Here is a 15,915-nt window from a genome sequence, read left to right as displayed (position 1 = left end):
GTTGTCTCAAGGAATGAGGACGTTCCCCAGCATGCAACCGGTCATGAACCCCAAGTACCCCGGCCTGTCGGTGCGCGTCGTCGATGATGGCTTCGCGGCCTACATCTGGGGCAGCGACTTCAGTTTCGAGGTCAGTGTCTACGGCACGGCGCAGATCGGTCGGCCGGTGGATCAATGGCCCGTGACGCCCATCGTTCCGTATCGCAAGTGCTACGGCATCGATCCGGAAGAGTTCAGCAGCTTTCGCGACGCGCCGGACAGCGAAATCTTCATGGCTTATCTGGATGACCAGCCGGTGGGACATCTGGTCGTCAGTACCAACTGGAACGGTTACGCCCACATCGACGAATTGGCGGTGCATGCCCCGGCTCGCCGGCATGGCGTAGCCAAGGCCCTGCTCGATGTCGCTCAGTTCTGGAGTCGCAAGAAAAAACTGCCGGGCATCATGCTGGAAACCCAGAACAACAATCTGGGCGCCTGCCGGCTCTACGAGCGTTGCGGCTATGTGCTGGGAGGAATCGACCACCTGCGCTATCGCGGCATCGATCGGCACACCGCCGAAGTGGCGTTGTTCTGGTATCGGTTGTTCGACGATCCGCTGGGCATGACCGTCAGTGGTTCAGCAACGCCTCGGCTTGTTCCGTAACCCGCTCCAGCAACGATTGCACCGTCGGTGAAGGCGACGCGCCGTTCAGGCTCAGCGCATAAAGACAGATGGGAACGGCCGGCGACACCGGGCAAATGTCCAGCCCGCTGCCCTTGGCCCCGGAGGCGGTGAACGGGTCGACAATGGCCAGGCCTTCCCCAGCCTCGACCATCGCACGCATCATCTGGTGGGTCTGCACGCGAATCTGCACCAGCGGTGCCGGCCGTAGCGCCGCCAGCTTATGGTCGAATACCGGGCTCAGCGGGTCGTGGCCCTCGAGCCCGACCAGCGACTGCCCCGCCAGATCCTGAAGCGAAATGTATTTCTGCCGCGGTTGCAGCCAGCCGTGGGGCGCGAGCAATTGCAGTTTGCCTTGGGCGATCATCTGGCAGTGGATGTCGGGATGTTCGGGATCGTGCAGGCTCAGGCCCAAGTCGCTTTCACGCAGCAGCAGGCTCTTGACGATGTCGCGTGTCGGTTGGCTGAGCAGATTGCAAGGCGCATCTGGATGGCGTCGGCGCAGGGCGGCGATGCTCAGGGGCAGCAGCTGTTGGGCCAGCGGAGGGGTGCAAATGATGCGCAGGGGCGGCGCCTGATAATGTTTCAGGCTGCTGGCCAGCCGCTGTATCGGTTCGAGGGTGTCGTACAGCCGCGTGATGCCTTCGCGTAACTCCAGGGTTTCTCGAGTGGCCTGTAACCGTCCGCGTACGCTGGCGAACAGCATGAAACCGAGCTGGGCCTCCGCATCGCGCAGGATCGACTCGACTTCGGCCACCGGCAACTGCAGCCATTCGGCCGCGGTGCCCAGGTGGCCAGTCTGCAGCAGCGCCTGGATCACTTCGATGTGGCGTAAACGCATGCAAGAGGTCCGTATTAGGCAGGTAAGCCATTGAGTGGCTGAATCCTAACCCAATTACGGGTGCGACTTCTGCTCATGCAAAGAGTTATAGAGCGATCTGCGTTTCGACTTGCGCCGGACGCTGCTGCGGCGTTTCAGGTTCGCGGATCAGCTGGGTGCCGGATTGCACCAGGACAAACGTGCCCTCGTCGAGCTTGTTGACCCGATCGCCAATGGCCAGCTTATAAGTGATGACATCCTTGCCAATACCGTCTGGCGACGGGTCTGATTCTTGGAATTCATGCACTGAATAGACGCGACCTTCGGCGTCCCGTGCGTGAAATTGTCCGACAAGTACTGCTGCCATTGCTTGGAACCTCTGGGAATAAATCACTCGATTTGCGGTTCTGTAGACCTTGGTCAAGTGCGGTAAGTTTTCCTACAGTAAAAAAATAGTCCGATTGGCAGGTTTTAGCTGTTCCATTGGTCCAATTGTGGTGCCGATCATCTATAACTACAGGCTCCCTTTGAGCCGATAGTCGAGAAGCCTCTCATGAGTAATGTCTACACAGTGGCCGTTTTGGTGGGCAGCCTGCGCAAGGCATCGATCAACCGAAAGGTTGCGCTGGCCCTGGCCGACATGGCCCCGTCCAACCTGAAACTGGAAATCGTCGAAATTGGCGAGCTGCCGCTCTACAACGAAGACATCGACGTCTCGCCGCCAGCGGCCTACACCGCATTTCGCCAGAAGGTCGGCGCTGCCGATGCGCTGTTGTTCGTCACGCCCGAGTACAACCGCTCGGTGCCCGCTCCGCTGAAAAACGCCATCGACGTCGGCTCGCGCCCCTATGGCCAAAGCTGCCTGAGTGGCAAGCCTGGCGCGGTCTTCAGCGCATCGCCCGGCGCCATCGGCGGTTTCGGTGCCAACCACCATTTGCGCCAGTCCCTGGTGTTTCTCGATGTGCCTTGCATGCAGCAACCTGAAGCTTACCTGAGTGGCGCGGGTACTGCCTTCGACGAAGCCGGTAACCTGTCGGAATCTGTGCGACCGTTCCTGCAGAAATTCATCGATGCCTATGGCAAGTGGGTCGAGCAACACAAGAAAGCTTGATCTTGGCAGCACCGAACATCCTGTGGTGAGGGGGCAAGCTCCTCGCCACGGGATATATTGCAATGCCGCTTTACTGCATATTCGGAATTCCATATATTCACCGTTCGCTTATCCAGATATTCTCCCGCCATGCCCGATTCCCCTAACCCCGTCGATATCTTCAAGGCCTTGGCCGACGACACCCGCACGCGTATTGCGCTGCTGGTCACCCGTGAAGGCGAGTTGTGTGTCTGTGAACTCACCGCTGCGCTGGATCTGAGCCAGCCGAAGATCTCCCGGCACCTGGCTCAGTTGCGTCACGCCGGCTTGCTCAGCGACCGGCGCCAGGGGCAATGGGTCTACTACCGTTTACACGCCCAATTGCCATCCTGGGTCCATACGTTGCTCCAGCAAGCGCTGGCGGCTCATGCGCCTTGGTTGGCGGCGGATGTCGAGCGCTTGCGCGTCATGGCGGATCGTCCGGTGGCGCGCTGCTGCTGACGCTTTTTTTAACCGTTTCCTCCCAAGGTTGTTGCGCATGCTGCTCGCGTCGTTGATTTTCCTGCTGACCATAACGTTGGTGATCTGGCAGCCCAAAGGGCTGGGTGTCGGCTGGAGCGCCACGCTCGGCGCGCTGTTGGCGTTGCTGAGCGGGGTGGTGCAGGTCGGTGATATCACCTTGGTGTGGCACATCATCTGGAACGCCACCGGCACGTTTGTCGCGCTGATCATTATCAGCCTGTTGCTGGACGAGGCCGGTTTTTTTGCCTGGGCCGCCCTGCATGTGGCCCGATGGGGGCGAGGCAGCGGACGCAAGCTGTTCGCATTCATGGTGCTGCTCGGGGCACTGGTGTCGGCGTTGTTCGCCAACGACGGCGCAGCGCTGATCCTGACGCCCATCGTGATTTCGATGTTGCTGGCGTTGCGGTTCTCCCCGGCGGCGACCCTCGCGTTCGTCATGGGGGCCGGTTTCATCGCCGATACGGCGAGCCTGCCGTTGGTGGTGTCGAACCTGGTGAACATCGTCTCGGCGGACTTCTTCGGCGTTGGCTTCAACCGCTACGCGGCGGTCATGGTGCCGGTGAACCTGGTCAGCGTGGCGGCGAGCCTGGCGATCTTGTTGTGGTTCTTTCGCCACGACATCCCACGCGACTATGACCCTGGCCAGCTGGACGATCCAGCGACGGCGATCCACGACAAGGCCACGTTTTATGCCGGTTGGGCGGTGCTGGTGATCCTGCTGCTGGGCTGTTTCGCCCTGGAGCCGCTGGGGATTCCCATCAGCGCGATCTCGGCGGTCTGCGCTGCGTTGTTGTTGGCTGTCGCGGCTCGCGGTCACAAGATCTCCACTCGCAAGGCGATGAAAGAAGCGCCGTGGCAGATCGTGATCTTCTCCCTGGGCATGTACCTGGTGGTCTATGGCCTGCGCAACGCCGGGCTGACCGACTATCTGGCCCAGTGGCTCGACGCCTTCGCCGGCTACGGTGTGTGGGGCGCGGCCATGGGTACCGGCTTGTTGACGGCGTTGCTCTCATCGGTGATGAACAACCTGCCGACGGTCCTGATTGGTGCCTTGTCCATCGACGCCAGCCAGGCCACCGGGGTGGTGAAGGAGGCGATGATCTATGCCAACGTCATCGGCAGCGACCTGGGGCCGAAAATCACGCCGATTGGCAGCCTGGCGACGTTGCTGTGGCTGCATGTGCTGGCGCGCAAGAACATCCAGATCGGTTGGGGTTATTACTTCAAGGTCGGGATCGTTCTGACGGTGCCGGTGTTGCTGGTGACGTTGGCGGCGCTGGCGGTGCGGCTGTCCCTCTAGATCACGTCGGATACATTGCACGAGCAGGCATTCAACAGGGCGGGCGGTTAACCATTGCCCGGCACATCCGGCCAAAGATCCGCTACCAGGAATGCCCGTTCGGCTTCCTCCCACTCGCCCTGGGCATTTTCCGTCAGGCGCACCATCAGTTGCGCTGGCGCCGTGGGGTCGAGGGCCGCTCGCCAAGCGTCCAGTTGCGCGGCGGTCCAGGTCTGGTCCGCAGGGTAATGCGCCGGGGCCAGCCAGGCCGCGCGGGGCAGGGGTTGCCAGCGGCCTGGTGGGCGCTGGGCGACGAATCCGAGCCAATCTCGTTGGTGCAGCCATCGGCCGCGCAGGTGCCTGGGATGGGCACCGCTCGGTGGTTCGGCCTCGCCTGGCCAGGGGTAAAGCAAGTAACCGCCGAGCCACAGGTGCGAGCGAAATGACTCGATGCCCGAGTGTTCGATGCCCAGCGCCGCCAGGGCCTCGCGGCTCTCCGGGCGCGCCGAGATCGGCAGTTGGTGCTCGCGCAGATGCGCCAGCTTGCGGTCGAGCCGGTCATGGCAGCCCGGGCCCAGCCATTGCGCGGCGTCCAGCCCGTTACCGTGCTGCGGCCCGAGGTACAGCTTGATCGCCAGTTCCAAGTGATGAACCCCATCGCCATCGCGCAACAACAGGTCCAGCTCGCCCAGCGTATGACCTTCGCGGCGGATCGGCAGGTTCGCCGCGATCAACTCGATCCCCGGTGCGTGCTGCACGGCAAACTGCCACAGCCTTTCGTAATACAGGCCCAGGCGCCGCGTCCGCCCTTGGGACAGGCAATGAAGGAGTGGATAGCTGTCGCGGTCCAGTTGTCGCAGCCAATCTTCCAGCCGATGGGGCTGTTGTACCCAGTCACTGCCGGCCAACGGATGGCGCTGGGGCCAAGGCGGGTCGATGAGCATCGGCGGGGCGACGATCACCCACGCCAGGTCGCGCACTTCGGGATGGTGCAGGCGACGGGGCAGGTCCAGCAATTCAGGGAACAGGATCATCTTGCGAGCATAGCCGTTGCGCTGGAGGCTTAAAGAATTTTGTCTATGGAGCGCTTTCGCCCATAATCGTGTTTTTCGCCCGCCGCAGACCTTCGCAGGAGCCTCATGGAGCAATTTCGCAATATCGGCATCATCGGTCGCCTGGGCAGTTCGCAGGTGCTGGACACCGTTCGCCGTCTCAAGCGCTTCCTCCTGGAGCGGCACCTGCACGTGATCCTCGAAGATACCATCGCCGAAGTGCTGCCGGGCCACGGCCTGCAGACTTCGTCGCGCAAGATGCTCGGCGAAGTCTGTGACATGGTCATCGTGGTCGGTGGCGACGGCAGCTTGCTGGGCGCCGCCCGGGCCCTGGCCCGGCACAATATCCCGGTGCTCGGGATCAATCGCGGCAGCCTGGGTTTCTTGACCGATATCCGCCCTGACGAGCTGGAAATCAAGGTCGCCGAGGTGCTGGACGGCCACTACCTGGTGGAAAACCGCTTCCTGCTGCAAGCCGAGGTGCGCCGTCACGCCGAGGCCATCGGCCAGGGCGACGCGCTCAACGACGTGGTGCTGCACCCCGGCAAATCCACGCGCATGATCGAGTTCGAGCTGTATATCGACGGCCAGTTCGTCTGCAGCCAGAAGGCCGACGGCCTGATCGTCGCCACGCCGACCGGTTCCACTGCGTATGCACTGTCTGCCGGGGGGCCGATCATGCACCCCAAGCTCGACGCTATTGTGATTGTGCCGATGTACCCCCATACCTTGTCTGGGCGACCCATCGTGGTCGATGGCAACAGTGAGCTGAAAATCGTCGTGTCCAAGGATATGCAGATCTACCCGCAAGTGTCCTGTGACGGCCAGAACCATTTCACCTGCGCGCCAGGTGACACCATCACCGTCAGCAAGAAAGCGCAGAAGCTGCGCCTGATCCACCCGCTGGATCACAATTACTACGAAGTCTGCCGGACCAAGCTCGGCTGGGGCAGTCGGTTGGGGGGTGGAGGCGACTGATGCTCGATCCCGCGCGCAGTTACGATCTGATCGGCGACGTGCACGGATGCGCCTTGACCCTGGAACACCTGCTGGACCGACTCGGTTACCACAAGCAGGGCGGGGTCTGGCGGCATCCGTCGCGCATGGCCGTGTTCCTTGGCGACATCATCGACCGGGGGCCGCGGATTCGCGAGGCGCTGCACATCGTCCACGACATGGTCCAGGCCGGCCAGGCGCTGTGCATCATGGGCAACCATGAGTTCAACGCCCTGGGCTGGAGCACACCGGCGTTGCCGGGCAGCGGCCAGCGCTACGTGCGCGAACACACGCCGCGCCATGCGCGCCTGCTCAACGAAACCCTGAGTCAATTCGAGCAACATCCGGGCGACTGGCAGGATTTCCTCAAGTGGTTCTACGAGCTACCGCTGTTTATCGACGCCGGGCGCTTCCGGGTTGTGCACGCCTGCTGGGACGCCGGCCTGATCGAGCCGTTGCGGGGTTTGTTCCCCGATGGCTGCGTCGACGAGCATTTTCTCCAGGCGTCGGCCGAATCAGGCAGTTTCGCCTGTACCGTGTTTGACCGTTTGCTGCGCGGTACCGACATGCGCTTGCCCCATGGCCTGACCCTGACCGGCGGCGATGGCCTGACCCGCTCGTTTTTTCGCACCAAATTCTGGGAAGACAATCCGCAGACCTACGGCGACATCGTGTTCCAACCCGATGCGTTGCCCGAACCGGTGGCCCGCACACCGTTGTCCCCGGATGAAAAGAACAATCTGCTGCGCTATGGCGTCGACGAGCCGTTGCTGTTCGTCGGGCATTACTGGCGCAGAGGCAAACCCGCGCCGCTGCGTCCGAACCTCGCCTGCCTGGATTACAGCGCCGTGCTCTATGGCAAGCTGGTCGCCTATCGACTCGACCAGGAAACCCGCCTGGATCCGCACAAGTTCGTCTGGGTCAATGTCGAACGGCCGGAGGTGATGCGATGAGTGTCGTCGCGGTTTTGCGCCTGCCCCTGGCAGTCGACCTGAGCGGCTTCGTCAAGCTGCTGCAACGCATGCAAGTGCCCCATCGCGTCAGCGAAGAGGCGGGCGAGCAAGTGCTTTGGGTGCCGGATGAAATCAGCGAAGACGTGCGCTCGCTCTACGCCCGTTTTCCCGCTGGCGATCCGGACCAGCAGTTGGAGCTTCCAGCCTCCGGCCGCACCTCGACTCGCCCTGGGTTCGTCCAGCAACTTAAGGCCAGTCCGATCACCGCGCTGGTGTTGTTGTTGAGCCTGATCGTCGCGGCCGTGACCCTGCTGGGTGAAAACCTCGAGACGTTGCGCTGGCTGACCTTCCTTGAATTTCGCGTGGTCGGTGACTACATCCAGTTCACCCCGCTGGGCGACAGCCTGGCGGCGGGACAGTGGTGGCGCCTGGTAACACCGATGCTGGTTCACTTCGGTTTCCTGCACATCGCCATGAATGGCATGTGGTACTGGGAGCTGGGGCGCAGGATCGAAGCGCGCCAGGGTGGTATCAACCTGTTGGGGCTGACGCTGCTGTTCAGCCTCGTGTCGAATTTCGCCCAGTACGTGTTCAGTGGCGCGACACTGTTCGGCGGGCTGTCCGGGGTGCTATACGGCCTGCTGGGGCATTGCTGGATTTACCAACTGCTCGCACCGAACCCGGCCTATCACTTGCCCCGTGGGGTGCTGGTGATGATGCTGGTGTGGTTGCTGTTGTGCCTGTCCGGGCTGGTCTCGCTGATCGGTTTCGGTGAAATCGCCAATGCGGCCCACGTCGGCGGGCTGCTCGTCGGCTGCTTCACGGGTTTGTTGGGCGGGCTGTTCGCTCGCCGTAAAATTGCCCTTTGATCGGCGCCTGTGCCTTTTGACAATGCGCGTTTGCGCGGAGAACCCATGTCTTCCTTTAACGAAATGATCAAGAACATCACCCCCGATATCTACCGGAGCCTGAAGCTGGCCGTGGAAATCGGTAAATGGGCCGATGGCAACAAGCTCACCGCCGAGCAACGCGAACTGTCGCTGCAAGCAATGATCGCCTGGGAAATCCAGAACCTGCCCGAGGAAGAGCGCACCGGCTACATGGGCCCGCAGGAATGCCAGTCGAACGCGACCATCGTTCCGAATATCCTGTTCAAGTCGGACGCCATCCATTGATCGAGATTGGCCGCGGTGCAATCAGCAAGATGTCGGCCCGCCTTGACGGGCCGAACGTTCAATACGCCTTTCGCCTGGGCGACGTCGAGGTGCCGGTCAATCCATTGATCGGCAGCACGATCCGCCTGGAATACCTCGGTGCGATCCACTGCACCCATTGCGGACGCCGGACCAAGACCAGTTTCAGCCAGGGTTATTGCTATCCCTGCATGACCAAGCTGGCCCAGTGCGACCTGTGCATCATGAGCCCGGAGCGTTGCCATTTCGAGGCGGGCACTTGCCGGGATCCGGCCTGGGGCGAGCAGTTCTGCATGACCGATCATGTGGTCTACCTGGCCAACTCGTCGGGCGTGAAAGTCGGCATTACCCGCGCCACGCAATTGCCGACCCGCTGGTTGGATCAAGGCGCGAGCCAGGCGTTGCCGATCCTGCGTGTGGCGACCCGGCAGCAGTCGGGCTTTGTCGAAGACCTGTTTCGCAGCCAAGTGGCGGACAAGACCAATTGGCGGGCCTTGCTCAAGGGCGATGCCGTCGCGGTGGATTTACCGCAGATCCGTGATTCACTGTTTGAAAGCTGCGCCCAAGGGCTGCAGGGTTTGCAGGAACGATTCGGCCTGCAGGCGATCCAGACCATAGCGGACGTCGAACCGGTCGAGATCCGCTACCCGGTGGAGCAATACCCGGCCAAGATCGTCAGCTTCAACCTGGACAAGAACCCGATCGCCGAAGGCACGCTGCTGGGAATCAAGGGCCAGTATCTGATTTTCGACACCGGCGTGATCAACATCCGTAAATACACGGCTTACCAGCTCGCCGTGCATCAGTAGAAGGATTCGACCCATGCGCACCGAACAACCGAAGATGATTTACCTGAAGGACTATCAGGCGCCCGAATACCTGATCGACGAGACGCACCTGACCTTCGAGCTGTTCGAGGACCACAGCCTGGTCCATGCGCAACTGGTGATGCGCCGCAATCCCGAGCGCGATGCCGGGCTGCCGCCGCTGGTGCTCGACGGCCAGCAGCTGGAGCTGTTGTCGATCAAGCTCGACGACGCCGACCTGGGGCAGGGCGACTATCAACTCGACGATAGCCATCTGACGTTGCAGCCCAAGGCCCAGGCGTTCACGCTCGACACCACCGTGCGCATCCATCCGGAAACCAACACCGCCCTGGAAGGCCTGTACAAATCCGGCAGCATGTTCTGCACCCAGTGCGAGGCCGAAGGTTTCCGCAAGATCACCTATTACCTCGACCGTCCGGACGTGATGAGCAAGTTCACCACCACCGTGGTGGCTGAACAGCACAGCTATCCGGTGCTGCTGTCCAACGGCAACCCGATTGCCAGCGGCCCCGGCGAAGAGGGCCGGCATTGGGCGACCTGGGAAGATCCATTCAAGAAACCGGCCTATCTGTTCGCCCTGGTCGCCGGTGACCTGTGGTGCGTCGAAGACACCTTCACCACGATGACCGAGCGCACCGTGGCGCTGCGCATCTACGTCGAGCCGGAAAACATCGACAAGTGCCAGCACGCCATGACCAGCCTGAAGAAATCGATGCGCTGGGACGAGGAGGTGTACGGACGCGAATACGACCTGGACATCTTCATGATCGTTGCCGTCAACGACTTCAACATGGGCGCCATGGAGAACAAGGGCCTCAATATATTCAACTCCAGCGCCGTGCTGGCCCGGGCCGAAACCGCCACCGACGCCGCGCACCAGCGGGTCGAGGCGATCGTCGCCCACGAATATTTCCATAACTGGTCGGGCAACCGCGTGACCTGCCGCGACTGGTTCCAATTGTCGCTCAAGGAAGGTTTCACGGTGTTCCGCGACGCCGGCTTCTCGGCGGACATGAACTCCGCGACCGTCAAGCGCATCCAGGACGTGGCTTACCTGCGTACCCACCAGTTCGCCGAGGACGCCGGGCCCATGGCCCACCCGGTGCGCCCGGACAGCTTCATCGAGATTTCCAACTTCTACACCCTGACCGTGTACGAAAAGGGCTCGGAAGTGGTCGGCATGATCCATACCCTGTTGGGGGCCGAAGGCTTCCGCAAGGGCAGCGACCTGTACTTCGAACGCCACGACGGCCAGGCCGTGACATGCGACGACTTCATCAAGGCCATGGAAGATGCCAACGGTGTCGACCTGACGCAGTTCAAGCGCTGGTACAGCCAGGCCGGCACGCCACGGCTGGCGGTGAGCGAGTCCTACGACGCCGCGGCCAAGGCCTACAGCCTGACCTTGCGCCAGAGCTGCCCGCCGACGCCGGACAAAATGGAAAAGCTGCCGTTCGTGATTCCCGTCGAACTGGGACTGCTGGACAGCAAGGGCGCCGAGATCCCGTTGCGACTGGCCGATGAAGCGGCTGCGAACGGCACGTCCCGGGTGATCTCGGTGACCGAGGCCGAGCAGACGTTCACGTTCGTAGACGTTGCCGAGAAACCTTTGCCGTCGCTGCTGCGCGGTTTCTCGGCGCCGGTGAAGCTGAGCTTCCCGTACAACCGCGACCAGTTGATGTTCCTGATGCAACACGACAGCGATGGCTTCAACCGCTGGGACGCCGGCCAGCAGTTGTCGGTGCAGGTGTTGCAGGAATTGATTGGCCAGCATCAGAAGGGCCAGAGCCTGGTGCTGGACCCTCGGTTGATCAGCGCGTTGCGCACCGTCCTGTCGGACGAATCCCTGGACCAGGCGATGGTCGCGGAAATGCTCTCGCTGCCAAGCGAAGCCTACCTGACTGAAATCAGCGAAGTGGCGGACGTCGAGGCGATCCACGCCGCCCGCGAATTCGCCCGCCGGCAATTGGCCGAGAATCTGTTCGAAGCGTTGTGGCTGCGCTATGAAGCCAACCGCGACCTGTCCAAGCGCACGCCATACGTGGCCGAGGCCGAGCACTTCGCTCGTCGCGCGCTGCAAAACATCGCCCTGTCGTACCTGATGCTGACCGACAAGCCTGAGGTGCTGAGTGCGACCCTGGAACAGTTCGAGACAGCCGACAACATGACCGAGCGCCTGACCGCGCTGGCGGTGCTGGTGAATTCGCCATACGAAGCCGAAAAATCCAAGGCGCTGGAAGTGTTCGCGGAAAACTTCAAGGGCAACCCGCTGGTCATGGACCAGTGGTTCAGCGTCCAGGCTGGCAGCCCGCTGCCGGGTGGGCTGGCGCGGGTCAAGGCATTGATGGGGCATCCGGCCTTCAATATCAAGAATCCGAACAAGGTACGGGCGCTGGTGGGCGCGTTTGCCGGGCAGAACCTGATCAACTTCCATGCAGCCGACGGTTCGGGTTATCGCTTCCTGGCGGACCTGGTGATCGAGCTCAACGGCTTCAACCCGCAGATCGCCTCGCGGCAACTGGCGCCGCTGACTCGCTGGCGCAAATACGACAGCGCCCGCCAGGCGCTGATGAAGGCCGAGCTGGAGCGCATCCTGGCGTCCGGCGGGTTGTCCGCCGATGTGTTCGAGGTGGTGAGCAAGAGCCTGGCATAAACAGACTCTGCGTTGCCTTTTTGTGGCGAGGGAGCTTGCTCCCGCTGGAGGCCGAAGGACTCCCTTTTCTTGGTTTACGTGCCTTCACTGGCGAAACGAATCAAGATCAGGCCTGCTTCGCAGGCCAGCGGGAGCAAGCTCCCTCGCCACAGTTATCATTTTCACGAATGTCTTCTGATTCACCCTTGGCCGATATCCCCCCGGTTAACAAAAGATAACGTGGCGTCGATTGTCAGACCTTTCGAAAGCCCGATACGATAGGTCAGCTTGCGAAGTGGCTCTAGATTGCAGGTTTCAGGGCTATGCTCCAAGACTGGCAACGTACTACGCCATAACAATAATAATGGGGGAAAGGTCTATGAATGAGCCTGTCATGGCTGTGGGCCGCTGCCGGCCGCCGTTGCTGCGCCGAGTGGCGTTGCTGGCCTCGGTACTCTCGCTGCTGGGCTCTGCCGTCTTGTCGGCACCGGTGCTGGCGGTCGCGGCATCGACGTCCGATGTTATCTACTCCGTCGATTCGGCCAAGGCCAGCAAAACCCTGATGCTCGATGTGGTTCATGCCGGGCCGCGCCTGGTGGCAGTCGGCGACCGTGGGCATATCGTTTATTCCGATGACCAGGGCAAGACCTGGTCCCAGGCCAAGGTGCCGACTCGCCAACTGCTTACCGCGGTGTTTTTCGTCGACGACAAACACGGCTGGGCCGTCGGGCATGACGCGCAGATCCTCGCCAGCGAGGACGGCGGCGCCACCTGGGCCAAACAATTCGAAGACCTCACCCGCGAAGCGCCGTTGCTGGACGTCTGGTTCAAGGACGCCAGCCATGGTCTTGCGGTGGGCGCCTACGGTGCGTTGTACGAAACCACCGATGGCGGCAAGCACTGGGCCGACGCCAGCGACCGCCTCGATAACGAAGACCAATTCCACCTCAACGCCTTGACCGCCGTGAAAGACGCCGGGCTGTTCATCGTCGGCGAAGCCGGCAGCATGTTCCGATCTCCCGACTGGGGGCAGACCTGGGAAAAGCTCGAAGGCCCGTATGAGGGCTCGCTGTTTGGCGTGATTGGCACCGCCCAGCCTTCGACACTGTTGGCCTATGGCCTGCGCGGCAACCTCTACCGTTCTACCGATTTCGGCGATACCTGGGAGCAGGTCGAACTCAAGGCCGCCCGTGGCGCGTTGGAGTTCGGTTTGTCGGGAAGCACGCTTCTGGCGGACGGCTCGATCGTGATCGTCGGCAACGGCGGCAGCGTGGTGCGCAGCACCGATGACGGCGTGACCTTCAGCGTGTTCAACCGCCCTGACCGTATTTCGGTGGCGGCGGTCACGGCGGCGGGCAACGGCAACCTGATCCTGGCGGGACAGGGCGGCGTTCGCACCACCACGCCCTCGGGCGCCGAATTGAGCAAATGAGCCGGGCCTGTCAGACGGGCACAATAACAAGAAGGCGGACCCCATGAGCAGTCATCACCAAGACAAGGCGACGTTCCTCGAACGCCTTATTTTCAACAACCGCCCGGCAGTGATCATCATTTGCCTGCTGGTCAGCATTTTCCTGTTCTGGCAGGCCACGCTGATCCGGCCGTCCACCAGTTTCGAAAAAATGATCCCCCTCCAGCACCCCTTCATCGAGAAGATGCTCGAGCACCGCAATGACCTGGCGAACCTGGGCAACACGGTGCGGATTTCCGTGGAGGCCACCGACGGCGATATCTTTTCCAAGGACTACATGGAGACGCTGCGCCAGATCCACGACGAAGTGTTCTACATCTCGGGCGTCGATCGCTCCGGCCTGAAGTCACTGTGGAGCCCCAGCGTGCGCTGGACCGAAGTGACGGAAGAGGGCTTCGCCGGTGGCGAGGTGATTCCGCAGAGTTATAACGGCTCGGCCGAAAGCCTCGATCTTCTGCGCAACAACGTGCTCAAGTCCGGCCAGGTGGGGCGTCTTGTCGCCAACGATTTCAAGTCGAGCATCATCGATATCCCGCTGCTGGAGTCCTACCCGGACCCGCAGGACCAGGGCAAATTGCTCGCCTTGGACTACCGCAAGTTTTCCCACGAGCTTGAAGACAAGATCCGCAACAAGTTCGAAGCCCAGAATCCGAATGTGCAGATTCACATCGTCGGCTTCGCGAAAAAGGTCGGCGACCTGATCGACGGCCTGGTCATGGTGGTGCTGTTCTTCGGCGTCGCCTTCGTCATTACCCTGATCCTGCTGTACTGGTTCACCCACTGCATGCGCAGCACCGTCGCGGTGTTGAGCACAACGCTGGTGGCCGTGGTCTGGCAGTTGGGGTTGATGCACGCGGCCGGTTTCGGCCTGGATCCGTATTCGATGCTGGTGCCGTTCCTGATCTTCGCCATCGGCATTTCCCACGGCGTGCAGAAAATCAACGGCATCGCCTTGCAATCCAGCGAGGCGGACAACGCCCTGACCGCCGCACGGCGCACCTTCCGCCAATTGTTCCTGCCGGGGATGATCGCGATCCTGGCCGATGCCGTCGGCTTCATTACCCTGTTGATCATCGACATCGGCGTGATCCGCGAACTGGCCATCGGCGCGTCCATCGGCGTGGCGGTGATCGTGTTCACCAACCTGATCCTGCTGCCGGTGGCGATTTCCTACGTCGGCATCAGCAAGCGTGCCGTTGAGCGCAGCAAGAAAGACGCGACCCGGGAGCATCCGTTCTGGCGCCTGCTGTCGAACTTCGCCAGCGCCAAAGTTGCGCCGGTGTCGATTGCCCTGGCCGTGCTCGCCTTCGGCGGCGGCCTCTGGTACAGCCAAAACCTGAAGATCGGCGACCTTGACCAGGGCGCGCCGGAACTGCGTCCGGATTCGCGTTACAACCAGGACAACAATTTCATCATCAGCAACTATTCCACCAGTTCCGATGTGCTGGTGGTGATGGTCAAGACCAAGGCCGAGGGCTGCTCGCGCTACGAGGCCATGGCGCCTATCGACGAGCTGATGTGGAAGATGCAGAACACCGAGGGCGTGCAGTCGGCCATTTCCCTGGTCACTGTGTCCAAGCAAATGATCAAGGGCATGAACGAGGGTAGCCTGAAATGGGAAACCCTGTCGCGCAACCCGGACGTGCTGAACAACTCCATTGCCCGGGCCGATGGCTTGTACAACAACAGCTGCTCCCTGGCACCGGTGCTGGTGTTCCTTAATGACCACAAGGCCGAGACCCTGGACCGCGCCGTGAAGGCGGTGCAGGACTTTGCCAAGGACAACAACCGCGATGGGCTGGAGTTCATCCTTGCCGCCGGTAACGCCGGCATTGAGGCGGCCACCAACGAAGTGATCAAGGAGTCAGAACTGACCATCCTGATCCTGGTGTACATCTGTGTGGCGACCATGTGCATGATCACCTTCCGTTCCTGGGCGGCGACGCTGTGCATTGTGCTGCCGCTGGTGCTGACCTCGGTGCTGGGCAATGCGCTGATGGCGTTCATGGGCATTGGCGTGAAGGTCGCGACCTTGCCGGTGGTGGCGCTCGGCGTGGGGATTGGCGTGGACTACGGCATCTACATCTACAGCCGTTTGGAAAGTTTCCTGCGGGCCGGCTTGCCGTTGCAGGAGGCCTACTACCAGACGCTGAAGTCCACGGGCAAAGCCGTATTGTTCACCGGGCTGTGCCTGGCGATCGGCGTGTGCACCTGGATTTTCTCGGCCATCAAGTTCCAGGCCGACATGGGCTTGATGCTGACGTTCATGCTGCTGTGGAACATGTTCGGCGCGCTGTGGCTGTTGCCGGCGCTGGCGCGGTTCCTGATCAAGCCTGAGAAGCTGGCGGGGCAGAAGGGTAATTCGTTGTTTGCCCATTGAGTGACGGCGGGGAATGTTCGGCACATTTTTCAAGTG

The 15,915-nt window shown here is 61.6% G+C and carries 15 protein-coding genes; 12 read left to right on the top strand and 3 right to left on the bottom strand.

Going from position 1 to position 15,915, the window contains the following annotated elements:
• The first annotated feature begins 31 nt into the window (after window positions 1-31).
• Complete coding sequence (locus J3P95_RS14355) at window positions 32-646, top strand: GNAT family N-acetyltransferase (protein WP_434557482.1); 615 nt, start codon at window positions 32-34, stop codon at window positions 644-646.
• On the opposite strand, the gene J3P95_RS14350 is transcribed toward J3P95_RS14355, so the two are convergent.
• Window positions 612-1,505: a LysR family transcriptional regulator gene (locus J3P95_RS14350; RefSeq protein ID WP_434580840.1), complete on the bottom strand. Its 894-nt coding sequence runs from the start codon at window positions 1,503-1,505 to the stop codon at window positions 612-614. The genes J3P95_RS14355 and J3P95_RS14350 overlap by 35 nt on opposite strands.
• An 85-nt stretch (window positions 1,506-1,590) precedes the next feature.
• A complete protein-coding gene (locus tag J3P95_RS14345) occupies window positions 1,591-1,851 on the bottom strand; it encodes a hypothetical protein (RefSeq protein ID WP_434557480.1) in 261 nt (86 codons plus the stop codon).
• A gap of 186 nt (window positions 1,852-2,037) precedes the next feature.
• Here J3P95_RS14345 and J3P95_RS14340 point away from each other — a divergent pair, with 186 nt between their 5' ends.
• The 3 genes from J3P95_RS14340 (at window position 2,038) to J3P95_RS14330 (ending at window position 4,396) form a co-directional block, all read left to right on the top strand.
• The gene (locus J3P95_RS14340; RefSeq protein WP_434557479.1) at window positions 2,038-2,595 is read left to right on the top strand and encodes an NADPH-dependent FMN reductase; all 558 of its coding nucleotides are present in this window, start codon (window positions 2,038-2,040) and stop codon (window positions 2,593-2,595) included.
• A 129-nt stretch (window positions 2,596-2,724) separates the two neighbouring features.
• Window positions 2,725-3,075, top strand: a complete 351-nt coding sequence (locus J3P95_RS14335) for a metalloregulator ArsR/SmtB family transcription factor (protein WP_434557478.1) — start codon at window positions 2,725-2,727, stop codon at window positions 3,073-3,075.
• Window positions 3,076-3,112: 37 nt separating this feature from the next.
• Complete coding sequence (locus J3P95_RS14330; RefSeq protein ID WP_434580842.1) at window positions 3,113-4,396, top strand: arsenic transporter; 1,284 nt, start codon at window positions 3,113-3,115, stop codon at window positions 4,394-4,396.
• 47 nt (window positions 4,397-4,443) lie between these two features.
• Here J3P95_RS14330 and J3P95_RS14325 read toward each other — a convergent pair whose 3' ends face one another.
• Window positions 4,444-5,409, bottom strand: a complete 966-nt coding sequence (locus J3P95_RS14325; RefSeq protein WP_434580844.1) for a DUF1853 family protein — start codon at window positions 5,407-5,409, stop codon at window positions 4,444-4,446.
• A gap of 105 nt (window positions 5,410-5,514) precedes the next feature.
• Between J3P95_RS14325 and J3P95_RS14320 the strand changes: the two genes are divergently transcribed.
• The 8 genes from J3P95_RS14320 to J3P95_RS14285 all read left to right on the top strand — a co-directional run bounded on the left by J3P95_RS14320 (window position 5,515) and on the right by J3P95_RS14285 (window position 15,879).
• Window positions 5,515-6,405 carry an NAD(+) kinase gene (locus J3P95_RS14320; protein ID WP_003180647.1) on the top strand — a complete coding sequence of 297 codons (891 nt, stop codon included), beginning with the start codon at window positions 5,515-5,517 and terminating at the stop codon, window positions 6,403-6,405.
• The gene (locus J3P95_RS14315) at window positions 6,402-7,376 is read left to right on the top strand and encodes a metallophosphoesterase (protein ID WP_434581201.1); all 975 of its coding nucleotides are present in this window, start codon (window positions 6,402-6,404) and stop codon (window positions 7,374-7,376) included. Before J3P95_RS14320 ends, J3P95_RS14315 begins: the two co-directional genes overlap by 4 nt.
• On the top strand, window positions 7,373-8,245 hold the full coding sequence (locus J3P95_RS14310) for a rhomboid family intramembrane serine protease (RefSeq protein WP_434580846.1): 873 nt from the start codon (window positions 7,373-7,375) through the stop codon (window positions 8,243-8,245). The genes J3P95_RS14315 and J3P95_RS14310 overlap by 4 nt, the downstream gene beginning before the upstream one ends.
• A gap of 45 nt (window positions 8,246-8,290) precedes the next feature.
• Window positions 8,291-8,551: a YeaC family protein gene (locus tag J3P95_RS14305; RefSeq protein ID WP_434557474.1), complete on the top strand. Its 261-nt coding sequence runs from the start codon at window positions 8,291-8,293 to the stop codon at window positions 8,549-8,551.
• Window positions 8,548-9,378, top strand: coding sequence for a DUF2797 domain-containing protein (locus tag J3P95_RS14300; RefSeq protein WP_434557473.1), 831 nt, complete (start codon window positions 8,548-8,550; stop codon window positions 9,376-9,378). The genes J3P95_RS14305 and J3P95_RS14300 overlap by 4 nt, the downstream gene beginning before the upstream one ends.
• Window positions 9,379-9,391: 13 nt before the next feature.
• The gene (gene pepN / locus J3P95_RS14295; protein WP_434580848.1) at window positions 9,392-12,049 is read left to right on the top strand and encodes an aminopeptidase N; all 2,658 of its coding nucleotides are present in this window, start codon (window positions 9,392-9,394) and stop codon (window positions 12,047-12,049) included.
• A gap of 358 nt (window positions 12,050-12,407) precedes the next feature.
• Window positions 12,408-13,460 carry a WD40/YVTN/BNR-like repeat-containing protein gene (locus J3P95_RS14290; protein WP_434580849.1) on the top strand — a complete coding sequence of 351 codons (1,053 nt, stop codon included), beginning with the start codon at window positions 12,408-12,410 and terminating at the stop codon, window positions 13,458-13,460.
• A gap of 43 nt (window positions 13,461-13,503) precedes the next feature.
• Window positions 13,504-15,879, top strand: coding sequence for an efflux RND transporter permease subunit (locus J3P95_RS14285; protein ID WP_434580851.1), 2,376 nt, complete (start codon window positions 13,504-13,506; stop codon window positions 15,877-15,879).
• The last annotated feature ends 36 nt before the right edge of the window (window positions 15,880-15,915 follow it).

This window comes from Pseudomonas sp. Z5-35 (assembly GCF_051131945.1).
In the GTDB taxonomy this organism is placed as follows: domain Bacteria; phylum Pseudomonadota; class Gammaproteobacteria; order Pseudomonadales; family Pseudomonadaceae; genus Aquipseudomonas; species Aquipseudomonas marvdashtae.
This window is presented reverse-complemented; position numbering and strand designations above follow the sequence as displayed.

What these genes read in the sequence shown, in the direction of transcription:
- J3P95_RS14345 (WP_434557480.1), bottom strand. Translation starts at nt 1,851, where the DNA reads ATGGCAGCAGTACTTGTCGGACAATTTCACGCACGGGACGCCGAAGGT.
- J3P95_RS14330 (WP_434580842.1), top strand. Translation starts at nt 3,113, where the DNA reads ATGCTGCTCGCGTCGTTGATTTTCCTGCTGACCATAACGTTGGTGATC.
- J3P95_RS14335 (WP_434557478.1), top strand. Translation starts at nt 2,725, where the DNA reads ATGCCCGATTCCCCTAACCCCGTCGATATCTTCAAGGCCTTGGCCGAC.
- J3P95_RS14355 (WP_434557482.1), top strand. Translation starts at nt 32, where the DNA reads ATGCAACCGGTCATGAACCCCAAGTACCCCGGCCTGTCGGTGCGCGTC.
- J3P95_RS14310 (WP_434580846.1), top strand. Translation starts at nt 7,373, where the DNA reads ATGAGTGTCGTCGCGGTTTTGCGCCTGCCCCTGGCAGTCGACCTGAGC.
- J3P95_RS14285 (WP_434580851.1), top strand. Translation starts at nt 13,504, where the DNA reads ATGAGCAGTCATCACCAAGACAAGGCGACGTTCCTCGAACGCCTTATT.
- J3P95_RS14305 (WP_434557474.1), top strand. Translation starts at nt 8,291, where the DNA reads ATGTCTTCCTTTAACGAAATGATCAAGAACATCACCCCCGATATCTAC.
- pepN (WP_434580848.1), top strand. Translation starts at nt 9,392, where the DNA reads ATGCGCACCGAACAACCGAAGATGATTTACCTGAAGGACTATCAGGCG.
- J3P95_RS14325 (WP_434580844.1), bottom strand. Translation starts at nt 5,409, where the DNA reads ATGATCCTGTTCCCTGAATTGCTGGACCTGCCCCGTCGCCTGCACCAT.
- J3P95_RS14340 (WP_434557479.1), top strand. Translation starts at nt 2,038, where the DNA reads ATGAGTAATGTCTACACAGTGGCCGTTTTGGTGGGCAGCCTGCGCAAG.
- J3P95_RS14350 (WP_434580840.1), bottom strand. Translation starts at nt 1,505, where the DNA reads ATGCGTTTACGCCACATCGAAGTGATCCAGGCGCTGCTGCAGACTGGC.
- J3P95_RS14290 (WP_434580849.1), top strand. Translation starts at nt 12,408, where the DNA reads ATGAATGAGCCTGTCATGGCTGTGGGCCGCTGCCGGCCGCCGTTGCTG.
- J3P95_RS14320 (WP_003180647.1), top strand. Translation starts at nt 5,515, where the DNA reads ATGGAGCAATTTCGCAATATCGGCATCATCGGTCGCCTGGGCAGTTCG.